Source organism: Ferrimonas lipolytica (assembly GCF_012295575.1).
GTDB lineage: Bacteria > Pseudomonadota > Gammaproteobacteria > Enterobacterales > Shewanellaceae > Ferrimonas > Ferrimonas lipolytica.
The window spans coordinates 2,683,038-2,698,739 of sequence record NZ_CP051180.1 but is presented as its reverse complement, the minus strand read 5'-3'; the positions used below and the strand labels follow the sequence as shown (position 1 = coordinate 2,698,739).

The window sequence follows — 15,702 nt, the reverse complement described above, 5'->3', positions numbered from 1 at the left end:
TGCCCCCTTTGGAATCCCCCTTGTATCAAAACTCGCCTAGTCGGTGCTTTAACAGCATTGGGAAGAACAACACTTAGTTGCTACACAGCCTAAAAAAGCCGCTCATTGAGCGGCTTTTTTTTGATGGCAGTGTATTGCCGCTCGATTTAGCTACCGGCACTCAGTTCCAGATTAACGCGGCTGCCACGGGTATCGAGGTTAACTCGGCTTTCTCGGACAAACACCCGTTCAGGAGGCAAGCCAACCACTTCAACCAGCACCTGTTTGGTGTTGGCGGCACGATTCAGTGCCAGTTTTGATAACGCCTCATCGGATACCGCTTGTGCCTCAACCATTTTCTCCAATAGCAGTGGTTGCCATTGCGCCGGTTCCGGTTGCTGTTGTTGCAGCACTGTCACCGTCTCTTTTCCTAATTGAGTCTGTGCCAACCGAACTAGGCGTTGCCAATCGCTGTCGCTGCTTAAGTCACTAACCTCGAAACCAAGTTGCTCACTAAGGCGGCGTTCCGCCAACGCCCGTTTATCGGCATTGGGCGAGATAGAACCAAGCAGCGCTAGGTTCAACCCTGGCCGCTGTTCGAGCGCTTTGCTAAGGCGTTTTAGATCCGCTTGGGCCTGTTCTGTTACCTCAATCTCACCTGCGGCAAACTGCACAAACTGCGCCGGTGGATCGCCTTCCAGCAAACTACCTAACAGTGAAAATGGCGCGGTAACCGCTTTAGTGATGACATTGGTTAATGCCTTCATCACTAAAGGACCAACGGCGAATGAGGGATCATCAACCTCGCCGCTGATATCGAGCTCAAGATCGATGACGCCGTTGCTGTCTTGCATTAACGCGAGCGCTAAAGAAACCGGCAGGCTAGTGGCTTGTTCAGATTCACTGCGCTGGCCAAGCTTGAGCTGATTAAGAACTACCTTGTTGTTGCCGTTCAGCTTATTGCCTTCCATTTGATAATTGAGGGCTAAATTGAGTTGGCCTTGATCAATGAAGTAGCCGGCGTAGGTGCCCGAGTACGGGTTAAGCGAGGTTAGTTCGATGTTGTCGAAATTGAGGGCTAAGTCGAGCTCACGGTCAGCACCAAACGGTTGCAGTTCGCCTTGCAAGCTCATCGGTGCATAACGGTCGACTTTACCGGCAATGTCGACCTCAGCTGGTTTGTCAAAGTCGGTACTTAGGGTGCCAATGCGCCCCTCAATCTGTTCGATACCGGTGGCAAATTTCGGTGTTAAGGAGTTGTCAGCGAAGAAGGCACTGCCTTGGGTAATCACCACCTGACCGATCTCCAATTGCAGCGGCAGTGCCGTTGACTCAGCGGCTGGTTCATTAGTAGCCACATCAGTTTGCGCAGTTTCAACGACAGCGTCATCGGTTTGGGCGGCACTATCGTTGCTCGATAGCTGGCTGAGGTTGGTGCTGCCGTCCTCATCAATGATGATACGAGCATAAGGCGCGACCGCTTTAACGGTATCAATTGAGATTGCCATCGGGGCGGTGGCGACACTTAGCTGTTCCAACGCAAAGGATTTCCACTTGAGGAGATCTCGTTGGCCATTTGGGTCTTGAGTAACAAAGTTGCTGATCTCAGTGCGACCATCAAAACTAACGTCTAACGGTTCCGTCCCCTTGAGCTGTAATGTCCCGTCGAAACCCGCTTGGCCAGAGAGTAGTTTAATCGCCACCTGCTGTTGCCAATAGGGAATGGTGTCGAGCAAGTTGAACTGTTGCAATGCTAGCTGGGCATCAAGGGTCAGTGCATCAGGTTGTAAATTGCCGGAAAAATCGAAGCGACCTTGCTCATTGATGGTGGTTGCCAGTGCCAAGGCGATGGGCTTGCTCAGATCGCTACCAAGCGGCGCAGCGCTAAAGCTGTTAAGCAATACTTGCCACTGTACGGCGGTCTCAGGGGTGGTGTCTGTCAGGTTAAACTGCCACTGCTCGATGGCGGCTTTATCAAGGGTAACAACCCATGGTTCGCTCGGTTCAGTAGGCTCATCTGTTGTCGCGGGGGCAGCATTGTCATCGCCGTTGTCGATGGGTTGGAATAGGGTTGCCCAATTGAGACCGTCTTGATCCAGTTGGGCGTGGCCATGGCCACCTTGTAAGGTAACCCCAGCAATTGCCAACTGTTGTTCCGGCCAGCGCAGCTCGAGCTCACTGACATTGAGGCTATCAATGCTGAGCAGTGGTTGTTGTTGGTGACTTAAGGCCACTTGGGTGATATCAACATTGCTATTGCTGATGTGCGCGGAGATCCCGTTGCCTTGTTCGGTCACACTGATCTGGGTGGTAAGCGCTAACGCCCCTTGGTCAAGATCAAACGCCAACGGCAATTGCAGGAATTGCCAAAATGGCTGCAGCTGTACCTTACGCAGTGCTAGCTCGGCTTGCACGTTTAGCGGGGTAAGTTGGCTGTCGAGCTTAAGGTCCAATTCACCGCCGCCTGGGCCAACCAGTGCCAATGCAATCTTGTTGCCATCGTGGGCGAAATCGAGTTGTTCTCCAGCTAGGCTAAGTTGTTCGAACTTAAGCGGCTTATGGTCATCGACTTGGTAACTAACCGCACCTCGCTGGAGTGCAAAACGGTCGATGGTTAGCGGTATTGGCTGTGCTTCTTGTTGTGGTTCAGCTTCCGGTTCTAGCGCCGGAGTATCGCTGCTTAGCGGAGCGAAAATATCGCTAATGTTAAGGCTGGCGTCACGGTTAACTAAATCCAGTGCCGGTTCGTATAGGGTGATCTCGCTAAAAGTGCCAGACAGTGTAAATAGCGATCGCCATGGTTCGATATTAACGACGCCTTGCTCCAGAGCAACGACTTGAATGCTGGCCTCATCATTAAGGGCGACCTGGTCGACCTTTAACTCCCACGTTAGCGGGTTGAAGCTGATATTTGCAATACTTAAGGAGCCGTTGGTGTTCTGGGCTATCCATTTGGGCAACTGGCGTTCTGCCAATGATGGCAATCCCCAACCCAAGGTTAAGCAATAGAGCGCCAAAGCGATCAAGGCGTAACTAACGCGGCGTACCCACGCCTTTTCCCACCACTGTTTTAACACGATTAATTCCTTTCTGATGGCTATGTTTCTATTGTAGCGCTACCCGCCGTAATGTAACCAGAATGAAAACACCGCTTTTGTCACTAAAGGCAGTGACAATTGAAATTTCATTAGGGTAATGATTGTTGCGGTGATGGCGGTTAAAGCGTGGCATTTCTGTCCGGCGCTAACGGGACGTGGTGTTGCCAGTTCGGTTGCGGAGGGTGAAGGGGGGAGAGAAACTTCCCCCTAAATATGGAATCTTCGCTGGCTCTAGCCCGAGGGGTAAAAGCCGCCAAGGATAGCCTCGCGGCTGGCACCAGTCACCGCAGGCAGATTACCACTGAGACCATTAATATGGCGGTACGCCAGCCATGCAAACGCCGTGGATTCGACCCATTGCGGGTCAAGGCCCAACGCCTCGGTGCTGCGCACATTGCTGTGGGGTAAGCGCTGACGCATCTGCCGTACCAACTCGGCATTAAATGCGCCACCACCACATAGGTAAACCTCAGTGTGATTACTGTGATGGCTGATGCAATCGCAAATGCTGATAACAGTGGTCGCCAATAGCGTAGCGAGAATATCGTTATCTGCCATTGCCGGTAGGCTGTGTAGGTGGCCCTGCAGCCACACTGAGTTAAACAACTCACGGCCTGTGCTTTTCGGTGCTGGTTGACTGAAGTAAGGGTGGCTCAGTAGTCGCTCTAACAGCGCATCGTTAACTAGACCGCTGGCAGCCAGAGCGCCGTCCTTATCGTAGCTGCAGTTGAGATGATCGCGACACCAAGCGTCCATTAAGGTATTGCCGGGGCCGGTGTCGTAACCCAATACCTCACTGCCATCACTGGGAAGCCAAGTAATGTTGCTGATTCCGCCGATATTAACGATAGCGCGGTCGGCATTACTTCGAAATAACGCTTGGTGGAACGCTGGCACCAACGGTGCACCTTGGCCGCCTAAGGCGATGTCTTTACGGCGGAAGTCCGCGATGACATCAATGCCGGTCAGCGCCGCTAGCGTGTTCGGGCAGCCCAGTTGTAAGGTAAATGCGTGGTGGCCGTCAGGCATATGGCGCACGGTTTGGCCGTGGCTGCCAATGGCGCTGATGTCGCTGGCGTTAAGTTTGGTTTTGGCCAGTAGGTTGTGGCAGGCTTCGGCAAACACTTGCGCTAAAGCGCGATCGGCGCGGCCCAGCCGATCAATTTCGTCATTGCCGGGACGACACAGCCTGTGTAGTTCGATCAACAGCGGTGCCGGTAACTCCAGCGTATGTTGCTCAAGAAGAGTTGGCTGGCCGTGATCATCAAACTGCACCAAGGCTGCATCAACTCCATCCATCGAGGTACCGGACATCAAGCCAATTAGGTAAGTCATAATTGTTGGTTCCCGCGACTTGCCAGTAAAAATGATTGCCGGTGGTTAAGTTGCTCAAGCAGATTACTGGCGTTGGCCAAAAAGGTTTGTTTCTCTTTGCCCGATAGTGATTTCGACTGTGGCAGCTTGACCGTGCGTGGGTTGCGATGCACACCATTGACCAAAAACTCATAGTGCAGGTGCGCGCCGGTAACCCGCCCGGTGCTGCCTAACTTGCCGATCGACTGCCCCTGCTTCACTCGCTGGCCCTTTTTCACTAAGCGCTTCGATAGGTGCAGGTACTTAGTGACATAGGTATTAGAGTGCTTAATGAACACATAGTTGCCATTAAGGTTGTTATAAGTGGAATGTGTAACCACGCCATCACCGGCGGCCATAATGGGGGTGCCGCGTGGTGCTACGTAATCGGTGCCGTTGTGGGCTCTGACTCGGCCGGTAACAGGGTGCAGGCGTCGCGGGTTAAAGTTGCTCGAGACATAATTAAACTGCACCGGTGCCCGCAAGAACGCCTTCTTCATAGCGCTGCCATTGTCGCTGTAGTAGTTGCCGTCACTATGACGAATGGCGCGGAAGGTTTCCCCTTGGTTGACAAACTCAGCCACTAAGATCTTACCTTCATTGACGTATTGGCCATCGATGTAATTATTTTCCCATAACACTGAGAAACTATCGCCTTGACGAATGTCGAGGGCGAAATCGATGTCCCAACCAAACAAGCCGGCCAATTGCATAATGGTGTTGGGGGTCAGCCCCGCTTCCACGGCTGCGTTCCAGAAGTTGGATTTAATCTCGGCAGCGGCATACTGCTCCCGTTGTTCAACCTCTAGTTGTTCCAGCTGCTCAGTAAAGCCTTGGTCGCTGGCGGTAACCAGCAAGGTGCTATTAGCGGCAAGCTGGTAGCGAAGCTGGGCGAGCTGTTCGCCCTCAAAGGCGATGGAGATGGTTTGCCCCGGTTTAATCCGGGTCAGTTGTTTGCTCGCCTGCGGCAGTTGAGTAATTTGATGCAGGGTTTTGGCTGACAGCCCCGCGCGGTTAAACAGCAACGCCATGCTGTCACCATTTTTTACGGTAAAGTCGCGCCATTGAATCGGTGCTTGGGGAGCGGCAGAAACCGCCATAGGCGCTATGGTTAACGGCAGCCTTTGTGCGCTTGGGATCGACTCGGTTTGGCTCTGCGCCAATGACGCCGGGCTCGGCAGCAAACCAATAACCGCCATCAGGGCAGTTAATGCAGCAATTGCCGCTTTGTGGCGCGTTGGTAGCTGCACAATTGCAGATTTAATTCGGGTAACGGCTTCGGTCATAAATCTTTTTAATGGTGTTGGGCGAGTGTGGCGTCACAAAAACAGCAAACTGGGTCTTTTTACCGCTGTAATTGCCGCTTGTTGCCATGCCGCTCTTTGCTTTATCAGGGCTAATCAGTAACATTATCGCTTTTGCAGACAGAATCAAACCGTGTGGAGACAGTGAATGACTGATTTGGATAAGGCCTTAGCTGAAATTCGTCGTGGAACCGATGAAATTTTAGTGGAAGAGGAGTTGGTGGCCAAGCTGAAATTGGGTCGCCCACTGAAAGTAAAACTGGGTGCCGATCCGACCGCCCCTGATATCCATCTGGGCCACACGGTTATCCTGAATAAGTTGCGCCAGTTTCAGGAACTGGGGCACGAAGTGATCTTCTTGATTGGTGATTTCACCGGTATGGTTGGCGATCCAAGTGGCAAGAACACCACTCGCCCGCCGCTAACCAAAGAGCAGGTGCTGGCTAACGCTGAAACCTACAAAACTCAGGTATACAAAATCTTGGATCCAACAAAAACTCGCATCGAGTTTAACTCGAGCTGGTTGGGTGATCTTGGCGCTGAGGGCATGCTGCGGTTGGCATCACAACAAACCGTGGCTCGTATGCTGGAACGTGACGACTTTAAGAAGCGTTACGCTGATGGCCGTGCTATTGCGATTCACGAGTTTATGTACCCACTGCTGCAGGGCCACGATTCAGTAGCACTTGAAGCGGACATCGAGCTCGGTGGTACTGATCAGAAGTTCAACTTACTGATGGGCCGTGAACTGCAAAAAGCTGCAGGCCAAGAGCGTCAAGTGGTGATTACCATGCCGCTGCTGGTTGGTCTGGATGGCGTTAAGAAGATGTCTAAGTCTGCTAACAACTACATCGGTGTGGCAGATGCACCAAGCGAGATGTTCGGCAAGATCATGTCTATCTCTGATGAGCAGATGTGGGACTACTACGAGTTGCTGTCGTTCAAGCCACTGGAGCATATCGAAGCACTGAAAGCCAAGATTGAAGCCGGTGCGAACCCGCGCGATGCCAAGATCGATTTGGCTAAAGAGATCATCGCTCGTTTCCATGATGAAGCCGCTGCTGAAGGCGCTCATAACGAGTTCACGCAACGCTTTTCCAAAAACCAGATCCCTGATGAGATGCCAGAGCTGAGCTTTGATGCTGGCTTGCCTATCGCTAATTTGTTGAAAGAAGCTGAGCTGGTGAAAACCACCTCAGAAGCGATGCGAATGATTAAGCAAGGTGCAGTTAAGATCGACGGCGAAAAAGTTGAAGACGCTAAGCTGGTACCTGCTGCTGGTACCGCGGTTTACCAAATCGGTAAGCGTAAGTTTGCTCGCATTACCATCGGCTAATTACGTTGTAGCAACGGCACCCGAGAAGGAGTGACGTGCAGCTGAAATAGAGATCGGCGCAGCCCATAAGGTTGCGCCGATTTTTTATCTCCTGATAGCAAAGAAGTGCCCAACTAGGCTGGCTTGATTAGATAACGCTGCGGCGTCGATAGAACAGCAAGCCGGGCAGGGCGAGGCCAATTGCTAAGCCACCAACAATGAACACCGCCTTTAATAGGTTATCCACTAGATTAGCTAGTAACTCAGGGCTATAGCCGAGTTGATTCATCTGCACCAGCGCAATCATCGATCTAAAGGCAAAGACTCCAGGTAGCATTGGGATCACTGCGGCGACCGTGAATACCTTTGGGTGAGCTAAAAAGCGTTGTGACCAATAGACGCCGAGAAAACCAACCACACTGGTGGCAAGCAGTGTCGCTAGTTCGATTGAAACCCCTTGCTCTAGCAATAAGTAACGACAAACCACACCGATAGCGCCACCGGCAGCACAATATTTCAATGCCTTTAGCGGAACATTGAACAGTAAGCCAAAGCCCACTGCGGGGATCATAGCGAAGAAGGCATGGTGAATAATGGTGAGTAGGAGATTCATCGCATCCAAGGCCACAATTGAAATAAGTTAATGGCGAGAACTATGCCCATACAGGTCGCCAACGTTAACAGCGATGCCATTACCCAGCGGGAAACACCGATGTTGATGTGGCCTTTGACCATATCGGACGCCGCATTAATCAGCGGGAAGCCGGGCACTAACATCAATACCGCTGAAGCCATGATTAACGAAGGGTTGTTGCCAATCTCAAAATAAAACCCTGGCACCGATGCTGAAGTGGTTACAAAGGCGGTCGCGCCGAAGTTTAGCAATGGGTTGAAGTGACGATGGGCCAGTTCTTGCCGTACCAGCATACCGCAGCAGGTAGCGATAAATGTCATCGCAAAGACGGCGAAGTCACCACCGGCTAAGCGGCTAAATGCTGCACAAGAAAGGCCTACCATTACTAACACCAACCACCGGTTGTAGCGTTTGGCGGTGATCTTCTGTAATCGTGCTGCGGCTGCATATGTGTCCAACACCTGATGCTCTGTCATAACCACAAGGTGTTGGATCTTGGTAATGACATGCATATTGATGCCGTGATCAGGGCATTGGCGTACGGTAGTAATGCAGTGGCGATCGGTGATGGTAGTGACTGATATGCTGTTGGGAGAGAGGGACACCTCGATCTCCTCGATACCGAGGGCCAAGCCCAAGCGTCGGGTTAAATCCACCACTAGGGTGCTTTCTGCGCCATGCTGTAGCAGCATCTGCCCTGATTGAATACAAAGGCGAGATAGGGCGCGTTGATCAGACTCGGTTAGTTTGCTGGTCACGGTGGGGCCTCTTTAACGTCAACCAAACTGTATCAGCTATCTTGTGGCGGTACACGATTAACCATCAAACTGATAAATAATGGTTATTGTTGATAGCTCGGTTAACTTCAAATACGCGCATTGGTTAACAGCACGACGATTGGAATGGCGTTTATTCCGGGCTGTGTCACAGTTAACTGTTGAGATTTATATCAGGCCTTCGGCTGTAGCGATTGCGCTGCTTTAGGGGAGGGTGTCGCGGTGGCGATGGCACATTCTTGTATGCATTAGGGGGGGCGCTAGGCCCCCTTTGCCTTAGGTCGCAGCCCAAAACGCTTCGCTGGACTGCCCCAATGTGGCAGAAGACCAACGACGGCAGTGCTTTACCCCTTGTATCGGAGCTGCCCTAGCCGGTGCTTTAACAGTATTGGAAGCACAACAGTTAGTTGCTACACAGCCTTATTTAGTGCGAATTGCTGCTAATGTGCCCACTTGGTTCGCGCTAGACAAGAAAGCGCTTTACCTTTGAAGGGGTATCCTTATAATCTTCTAGCGTTCGAAGGGGTATAGCTCCAATTGGTAGAGCACCGGATTCCAAATCCGGGTGTTGGGAGTTCGAATCTCTCTACCCCTGCCATATTTTACGAAAGAGCCCGCACAGTGTGCGGGCTTTTTTGTGTCTGCAATTTATGAAAACCTAGCCGATTTGAAGCGGTGGCGACAGCACATTCTTGTATGCATTAGGGGGGAGCTTCGCCGCCTTTGGAATCCCCCTTGCCTTAGGTCGCAGTCCCACACGCTTTGCTGAACTGCTCCAATGCGGCAGAAGCACAACGGCGGTAGTGCTTTGCCCTTGTATTGCAACACGCCTAGCCGGTGCTTTAACAGTATTGGAAGAGCAACACTTAGTTGGTACACAGCCTTAAAGTACCGTATTCGGTAGCGGCTTATCGCTCGAACCACAACGCAGCCTAACCAAGGAGCCTAGCGGACCCTTTATGGTTTTAAGCTGCAATCGTAGTTAGAAGAATAAGCCTTGGTGCAGGTGCGCGGCGCTAGTGTGCTGCCGCCCAACACGGTTACAGCTGTTTGGGCAGTTCGTTTTTTAGAAACTCAATAAACGTGGTGATCTTTGCAGGTACATTCTTGCCTTGGTAATACACTGCAGTGATCTCTCTTTGGTCGAGCTCAAGTTGTTGGCTAAACAGTTCCACCAGCTTGCCGCTGCCGCGATCTGACTTACTGATAAAATCGCTCAGGCAGGCGATACCGGTGCCGGAGAGCGTCAATTGACGCAACACTTCACCGCTGGAAGCGGTGATCTTCGGTTCGATTTTAACTAGCTTGCCGTTCGCTGCTCTGAGTGGCCAAGTATTTAGTGCTGGCGGCCCCTCCAGCCCGATTAGTGTGTGTTGACTCAACTGCTCCGTAGATTGCGGGAAGCCGTTGCTTTGCAGGTAGGCGGGACTAGCTAGGATCCGTCGCCGGCTGGTACCGAGGCGTTCTACCGTAAAAGTTGGAGCGGTGACTGGGCCGACTCGAATCGCAATGTCTGCCCTATGCTCAATTAGGTCGACGATCTCTTCGTTGTTGTAGAGTTCAATCCGCACCTCTGGGTAGCGTTGTTGGTACAACTTCAAAATGGGGCTGATCAGATGGATAAGTACCGGTGAAGCGCCATTGATACGCAGAGTGCCAATTGGATCTGAGGACTCGGTATTAAACTCCGTTTCGATATTGTTAACTGAAGCGACGATAGTTTTGGCGTGCGTGAGTAGCTTGCACCCTTCGGCAGTAAACTCAATCCGCCTTGATGTTCTGACCAGTAATGACGCATTGAGCTTCTCTTCCAGGCGCGACAGGCTGCGACTGATGGTCGAGGGCATAACACCAATGGATTCGGAGGCCTTGCTGATAGAGCCCGACTCATGTAAGTGGATCAGAGTTTTTAGTTCATCGAGCGTAATGTTGTCTTTCAACTCGTTACCTTCTGAGTGAAATCAAACGGCAGGTCAGGCTGATGTGGCCTGCCGTGTTGCGGAAGGTTAGAAGAAGTAACCTAAGTTGATGTGGAGCCTTGTACCCTATCCATTATAGAGCTCTGCATGTCTGGTGGTTAGCCGTTTCGCTTCAAAACGGGCGCAGCTATGCTTTTCCTGGCACATAAGCGCGGGAAGCATTGAGCACGCACTGAGACTTTTGCTTGCCGTAATTAGCGATACACCAGTTGCAGGCTAAGCAGCGCGGTCGCTGGGTTGGATCCTTAGCCCACTTGTTGGCCAGATCAGGTTCGGACAGTAAGGTACGGCCAAAACCAAAGGCTTGCAGCTGATCAATCTCGGCTAATTGCTGTTCCAGCAGCTTAGGGGTGCGGTTACCGCCGGTAACAATCAATGGCAAGTCGAGGTTGTCACTGATGTATTTGGCGTCTTTAGCAAAGTAGGACTGATCCTGTTCGTCCTGAATGTCTGGGTGGAACTCGCCCATTCCCATCACTTTATTGCCGCCACTGATGTCGACAGCGGTAATACCCCGCTCTTTCAGGCCCTTAATAAAGTAGAGGTTTTCCTCTTTAGTATTGCCGCCGGCGAGACTGCCAAGGTAATCACGACCGTGTACTTTGGCCAAGATAGGGAACTCTGGTCCCACAGCTTTGCGGACGGCTTCGATGATCTCAAAGCCAAACCGAGCGCGATTCTCGATAGGGCCGCCATATTCATCGGTACGGGTGTTGTAGTAAGGGAATAGGAATTGGCTGACCAGATAGTTGTGGGCAAAGTGCAGTTCGATACCGTCAAAGTTGGCTTTTTGCGCGCGAACCGCAGCAGCGGCAAAGGACTCGATAGCGTATTGGATGTCCTGTTTGGTCATCACTTTGTTGGCTACGGTACCGTAGATCGGGTGCGGTACCTCGGATACACCGTAGACGCTCCGGTGATCGGTACGGTAGTCACTTTGCGGGCCCACCATCGCTAGCTGAACTGCGATTTTGCTGCCGTGATCATGGGTGTTTTTCACCAGCTCTCGGTACATCTCAATTTGGCTATCGTCATACAGGCCGGTACCAGTATGACCATATTGGTCCTCCTTTAGGATGTAAGTGAGACCGGTGATGATCAGGCCAACCCCACCCTCAGCTAATTCACGGTGAACGCGTTTAAGGTCTTCGGTTGGGTTACCATCAGCGGTGGCGCGGTACTGTGATTGTGCAGAACGGATAATCCGGTTCTTTAACTCAAGGCTGCCAATCTTTACTGGTTCAAACAGCTTGCGCCCAGAGTCAGAAGACGCTGCTGCATTAAAGGATACTGCACTTGGCGTAGTTGCTGCCAAGCCCATAATTTTCATCATTGTGCGGCGATCGATACTCATCATTACCTCTGAATTAAGTATTACTTGTGGCAGCTGCTGTTCGTGCAGTTGGTTAGACTTACTTCATTATCATCACGCTGTTGTTGTTCTTGCTGGTGGCAGGCTAAACAACGCTGGGCCGGATCATTATCTTTGGCTTTTTTACTGTGAATGATCTTGAAATAAGCGTTTGATTTAGCTTTATCTTCACCCTTAGTTGAGTGACAGCTGGAACATTTATATGGGGTAAAACTTTCGACCTCATTTATTTGCGGATGATGGCATTGGCTACAGTCGACATTAAGGTGAGCTTGATGATCAAAGTCGACGGCTTTGTCGGTTTGATGCATTGACATAATAATCTTCGGGTATTGACGATCATATGGGTCGGCTAAGGCTGGCACCGATAACGTCGTCACCATTATCGAGGCGATAATTAATTTAAGTTTCATTGAACTTTCTCTTTTTTGAAGTCGCAGTTATTTCATCACTCCGTCTGAAGGGCATCAATGCAACTGCCGCAAGGCTGGTTTGCGCGCATGACAAGGGTGGTCCTTTTTAAACCCATGGTCACAGCATTGGCTAGGGTGTGGAATAGGTCTAATTTAATGCTAAGAAAGTACATCCAGCTAAGCTTAAATGAAGTTAAAGTGAAAGTTTTTCGATTTTAGTTTGGTTTATTTTGAGTAGGTGCGCTGGTTTATAAAATTAATCTTTGAAAATAAATGATTGCTGGGTCGTAATTATAATTTTGATAACGTTAGATAATGATTTTTGAGCTGCAGTGGCGTTCCACATAAGTTAATTTATCGCGGCGAGATAAGAGTTAATGATGATGCCGAATGAGACTACCATATCGGTAATCCGCTCAGGGAAAAGGTAAACACTTTTAGGCTATGACAAGCTAATTCGAGCCACAGCAGTGACGATGACATTATACCCAGCTGGGCAATGCCGCCCCTGTTAGTCTGAGTTACTCACATTCAGTTAAACCAGCAACAGTTGCAATGGTAAGGACACCGAGTAAATAGAGGGTTAAGGCTTAATCGCTGTTGTGCTTGCGTTTAGCATTTACTGAGGCGATACAGATCCAGTAGATTCTCGGCTTCTAATTTACGCATCATGGTAGCGCGCTGTACTTCAATAGTCCGCACGGAGACAAATAGCTCGGCCGCCATCTGCTTATTGGTTTGGTTTTGTAGCACCCGCGCTAATATCTGTTGTTCACGCTCGGTTAACGCCGCTAACTTGCGTTGGTCGCATTGGCTTTGGTGGCGGGTTACGCTGGCAGCGTGGGCTGTGACAACGGCGTCGTATAATACTTTGCCAGCAACCGGTTTCTGGAAAAAGTCACAAGCTCCCTGTTTAAAAGCCTCCACGGCCATCGGCACATCGCCGTGGCCGGTTAGGAAAACCACACTTAGGGGGCTGTTGACCTCAATCATTTGCTGATGCAATTGCTGCCCTGTCATCCCCGGCATGCGGCTATCAAGAACCACACAGCCAGGTTGGGATAGATCAGTTTGGGCTAAAAAGTCGGCCCCACTTAGGTATGGTGTTACCGCGAGTTGATAACTCGTTAGCATGAACTCCAGCGAGTTTAAAACCGCTGGGTCGTCGTCAACCAAAATAACCTGTAGTGGCTCAGTCATAACGAATCCTTAAAAATACCGTTGTACCAGTTTAAGGGGTTATAAATCGGAAGTTCCATGAATAAAATCACAAGATGTGGCAATGTCATTGGTTATAGCGCGCTGAACGAATAACAGCGGCAAACGGAACAACCGCATACATTTCGATAGATAACAGGTAGCACTGTGGGTAAACGAGCGATATTGGCGTTACTTTGGTTATGGTTAAGCTGGGTTAATACGGTACAGGCTGAACCAAGCCAACTGTTGCGTGTTGGGGTATTAGCAAACTGGGGACATCAGTATGTTAACCAACGTTGGCAACCATTAATGGAGCACCTATCTGAACGGGTTGAAGGGGTTCATTTTGAGATCCAATCAGGGACTTTTGATGAGCTGCAACACGCCCTTGCGAATGATCAAATCAGCTTTATTATTACCAATCCGGGGCAATACCTGTACCTATCTAAGCGTTTCCCGTTGTCGTGGTTAGCGACTATGCGGTCACAGCGCCATAACCATACGACTAATGCCATTGGTGCCGCTATCTTGGTTCGAGCCGACAGCCCTTACCGCACCTTGTATGATCTGCAAGGTAAGTCGGTGGTTGCCAGCGGCTTTCATGCGCTTGGAGGCTATCAAGCCGCGCTTGGGTTGATTAAACAACGAGGTATTGAGGAACCGCAAAAGTTCTTTGATAACGTCCGCTTCCTTGGTTTCCCTCTTGACCCACTTATCTACAATGTTCGCGATGGCACAGCAGACGCTGCCATTACAGCCTTTTGCACTCTTGAAGATATGGTTGCTGCCGGTAAGGTGCGGCTGGATGACTATCGCGTTATTAACCGCAGTCAGCCGCCGGGGTACGACTGCCAAACCAGCACAGAGCTTTACCCTAATTGGTCGTTTGCAGCGATAGATAGTGTCGCTACCCCTATTCGTGAGCAACTTACTCAGGCATTGCTGGCATTAACCCCAGACGACCCGGTTTCCATCAGCTCTGGGAATGCTGGCTGGACGTCGCCTATCAGCCAATTGGCGGTTATTAAGCTCTTTTCTGACTTGGAATTTGAGCATCGGCAAACCTCTGCGCCGTCGTCGTTAATGCGTTGGTTAGATGAAAATCAGCATTGGGCTATTGGGGCGTTGCTGCTGTGGTTGATTGCCACCCTGTATCACTTTTGGATCGAATATAAGGTACGGCGTCAAAGCGAAGAGTTGATCAACAGCGAACGCCAACTACAACAACAAACCATACAACTAGAAAAACTGCATAGCACTGCGGTATTGGGTGAGATTGGCTCTGGCCTTGCACATGAGCTGAACCAGCCGTTAGCGGCAATCAGCAATTATTGCGAGGGTGGTCAGATCCGATTACAGCTGGTTGATAATCCGGATCCACAGCAGCTTGATCTGTTAGACAAAATAGCCACGCAAACGCAACGAGCGAGCGCCGTTGTTAACCGAATTCGGGGGTTATTAAAGCGCCATAAAACGGTGATAGAACGTACCAATATGCTAACCGTACTCGAGGACAGTTTAGCGTTACTTGAGGTGGAGTTTCAGCGTAACCAGATCGAGATTGAGCAACGTTATATCGGCGAACCCTTTTTTGTTATGGCCGATAAGGTTGCGATGCAACAGGTGCTGGTTAACGTGCTAAAAAATGCTGTAGATGCGATGCGGCCCGACGCGCAAGGCACCATCACCATAGTTCAACATTTTGAAGAGTCGCAACTTCGGATCACTATTGCCGATACCGGGCCAGGCTTTAGCGATGACCCTGACAAAATGATGGATTCGTTCATCACCACCAAAGAGGATGGACTCGGACTTGGTTTAGCTATCTGCCGTGAGCTGATTTCCCAACAGCAAGGTACGTTTACTGTAGTTAATCTTGACGACGATACGGTGGAATCGCATCGTGGTTGTGAGGTCGCCATTACCTTGCTCCGAGCAGCAGTGTCAGCACAATAAAAATGGCTGTGTTGTAGTCAGCAGTTGCAGTTTTCTTAAGCTTTCGGCTGCACCGATTTCGGTGCGTTTAGGGGAATATGTGGCGGTGGCGACGGCGCATTCTTGTATGTATTAAGGGGGGGAGCTCCGCCCCTTTGGAATCCTCCTTTGCCTTAGGTCGCAATCCCAAACACTTCGCTGGAGTGCTCCAATGCGGCAGAAGGTCAACGGCGGTAGTGCTTTGCCCTTGTATCAAAACTCGCCTAGTCGATGCTTTAACAGTAATGGAAGAACAACACTTAGTTGGTACACAGCCATAAAAATACGCTCTAACATGGCGGTCA

General features: G+C 50.6%; 11 protein-coding genes and 1 tRNA gene. 3 read left to right on the top strand and 9 right to left on the bottom strand.

Translation table 11 applies throughout. The annotated features are described in order from the left end of the window. Positions 1 to 146 precede the first annotated feature (146 nt). From HER31_RS12380 to HER31_RS12370, 3 genes are all read right to left on the bottom strand, one after another. Complete coding sequence (locus HER31_RS12380) at positions 147 to 3,056, bottom strand: DUF748 domain-containing protein (protein WP_168660878.1); 2,910 nt, start codon at positions 3,054 to 3,056, stop codon at positions 147 to 149. 252 nt (positions 3,057 to 3,308) lie between these two features. Beyond that, entirely contained in the window at positions 3,309 to 4,412 is a 1,104-nt protein-coding gene (locus HER31_RS12375) for an anhydro-N-acetylmuramic acid kinase (protein WP_168660877.1), read from the bottom strand. Further along, positions 4,409 to 5,716 carry a peptidoglycan DD-metalloendopeptidase family protein gene (locus HER31_RS12370; RefSeq protein ID WP_168660876.1) on the bottom strand — a complete coding sequence of 436 codons (1,308 nt, stop codon included), beginning with the start codon at positions 5,714 to 5,716 and terminating at the stop codon, positions 4,409 to 4,411. Before HER31_RS12370 ends, HER31_RS12375 begins: the two co-directional genes overlap by 4 nt. Positions 5,717 to 5,882: 166 nt before the next feature. Here HER31_RS12370 and tyrS point away from each other — a divergent pair, with 166 nt between their 5' ends. After that, positions 5,883 to 7,070: a tyrosine--tRNA ligase gene (tyrS, locus tag HER31_RS12365; protein WP_168660875.1), complete on the top strand. Its 1,188-nt coding sequence runs from the start codon at positions 5,883 to 5,885 to the stop codon at positions 7,068 to 7,070. 127 nt (positions 7,071 to 7,197) lie between these two features. Here the strand turns inward: tyrS and HER31_RS12360 are convergent, their stop codons facing one another. Together HER31_RS12360 and HER31_RS12355 are read right to left on the bottom strand one after the other, a co-directional pair. After that, positions 7,198 to 7,662 carry a threonine/serine exporter family protein gene (locus HER31_RS12360; RefSeq protein ID WP_168660874.1) on the bottom strand — a complete coding sequence of 155 codons (465 nt, stop codon included), beginning with the start codon at positions 7,660 to 7,662 and terminating at the stop codon, positions 7,198 to 7,200. After that, positions 7,659 to 8,441: a threonine/serine exporter family protein gene (locus HER31_RS12355; protein ID WP_202983556.1), complete on the bottom strand. Its 783-nt coding sequence runs from the start codon at positions 8,439 to 8,441 to the stop codon at positions 7,659 to 7,661. Before HER31_RS12355 ends, HER31_RS12360 begins: the two co-directional genes overlap by 4 nt. Before the next feature lie 539 nt (positions 8,442 to 8,980). Between HER31_RS12355 and HER31_RS12350 the strand changes: the two genes are divergently transcribed. Continuing rightward, positions 8,981 to 9,057: transfer RNA gene (locus HER31_RS12350), tRNA-Trp, on the top strand. A gap of 442 nt (positions 9,058 to 9,499) precedes the next feature. Here HER31_RS12350 and HER31_RS12345 read toward each other — a convergent pair. The 4 genes from HER31_RS12345 to HER31_RS12330 all read right to left on the bottom strand — a co-directional run bounded on the left by HER31_RS12345 (position 9,500) and on the right by HER31_RS12330 (position 13,423). Further along, complete coding sequence (locus HER31_RS12345; RefSeq protein ID WP_168660873.1) at positions 9,500 to 10,399, bottom strand: LysR family transcriptional regulator; 900 nt, start codon at positions 10,397 to 10,399, stop codon at positions 9,500 to 9,502. A 166-nt stretch (positions 10,400 to 10,565) separates the two neighbouring features. Next, on the bottom strand, positions 10,566 to 11,795 hold the full coding sequence (locus tag HER31_RS12340) for an oxidoreductase (RefSeq protein WP_168660872.1): 1,230 nt from the start codon (positions 11,793 to 11,795) through the stop codon (positions 10,566 to 10,568). Positions 11,796 to 11,812: 17 nt separating this feature from the next. Next, positions 11,813 to 12,223 carry a cytochrome c3 family protein gene (locus tag HER31_RS12335; RefSeq protein WP_168660871.1) on the bottom strand — a complete coding sequence of 137 codons (411 nt, stop codon included), beginning with the start codon at positions 12,221 to 12,223 and terminating at the stop codon, positions 11,813 to 11,815. 612 nt (positions 12,224 to 12,835) lie between these two features. After that, the gene (locus HER31_RS12330) at positions 12,836 to 13,423 is read right to left on the bottom strand and encodes a response regulator transcription factor (RefSeq protein ID WP_168660870.1); all 588 of its coding nucleotides are present in this window, start codon (positions 13,421 to 13,423) and stop codon (positions 12,836 to 12,838) included. 183 nt (positions 13,424 to 13,606) lie between these two features. Between HER31_RS12330 and HER31_RS12325 the strand changes: the two genes are divergently transcribed. Beyond that, positions 13,607 to 15,379, top strand: coding sequence for a sensor histidine kinase (locus HER31_RS12325; RefSeq protein WP_168660869.1), 1,773 nt, complete (start codon positions 13,607 to 13,609; stop codon positions 15,377 to 15,379). The last annotated feature ends 323 nt before the right edge of the window (positions 15,380 to 15,702 follow it).

Bases quoted from the DNA above. Each gene is read 5' to 3' on its own strand.
- HER31_RS12375 (WP_168660877.1), bottom strand. From the start codon at position 4,412: ATGACTTACCTAATTGGCTTGATGTCCGGTACCTCGATGGATGGAGTT.
- HER31_RS12370 (WP_168660876.1), bottom strand. From the start codon at position 5,716: ATGACCGAAGCCGTTACCCGAATTAAATCTGCAATTGTGCAGCTACCA.
- tyrS (WP_168660875.1), top strand. From the start codon at position 5,883: ATGACTGATTTGGATAAGGCCTTAGCTGAAATTCGTCGTGGAACCGAT.
- HER31_RS12360 (WP_168660874.1), bottom strand. From the start codon at position 7,662: ATGAATCTCCTACTCACCATTATTCACCATGCCTTCTTCGCTATGATC.
- HER31_RS12340 (WP_168660872.1), bottom strand. From the start codon at position 11,795: ATGATGAGTATCGATCGCCGCACAATGATGAAAATTATGGGCTTGGCA.
- HER31_RS12335 (WP_168660871.1), bottom strand. From the start codon at position 12,223: ATGAAACTTAAATTAATTATCGCCTCGATAATGGTGACGACGTTATCG.
- HER31_RS12330 (WP_168660870.1), bottom strand. From the start codon at position 13,423: ATGACTGAGCCACTACAGGTTATTTTGGTTGACGACGACCCAGCGGTT.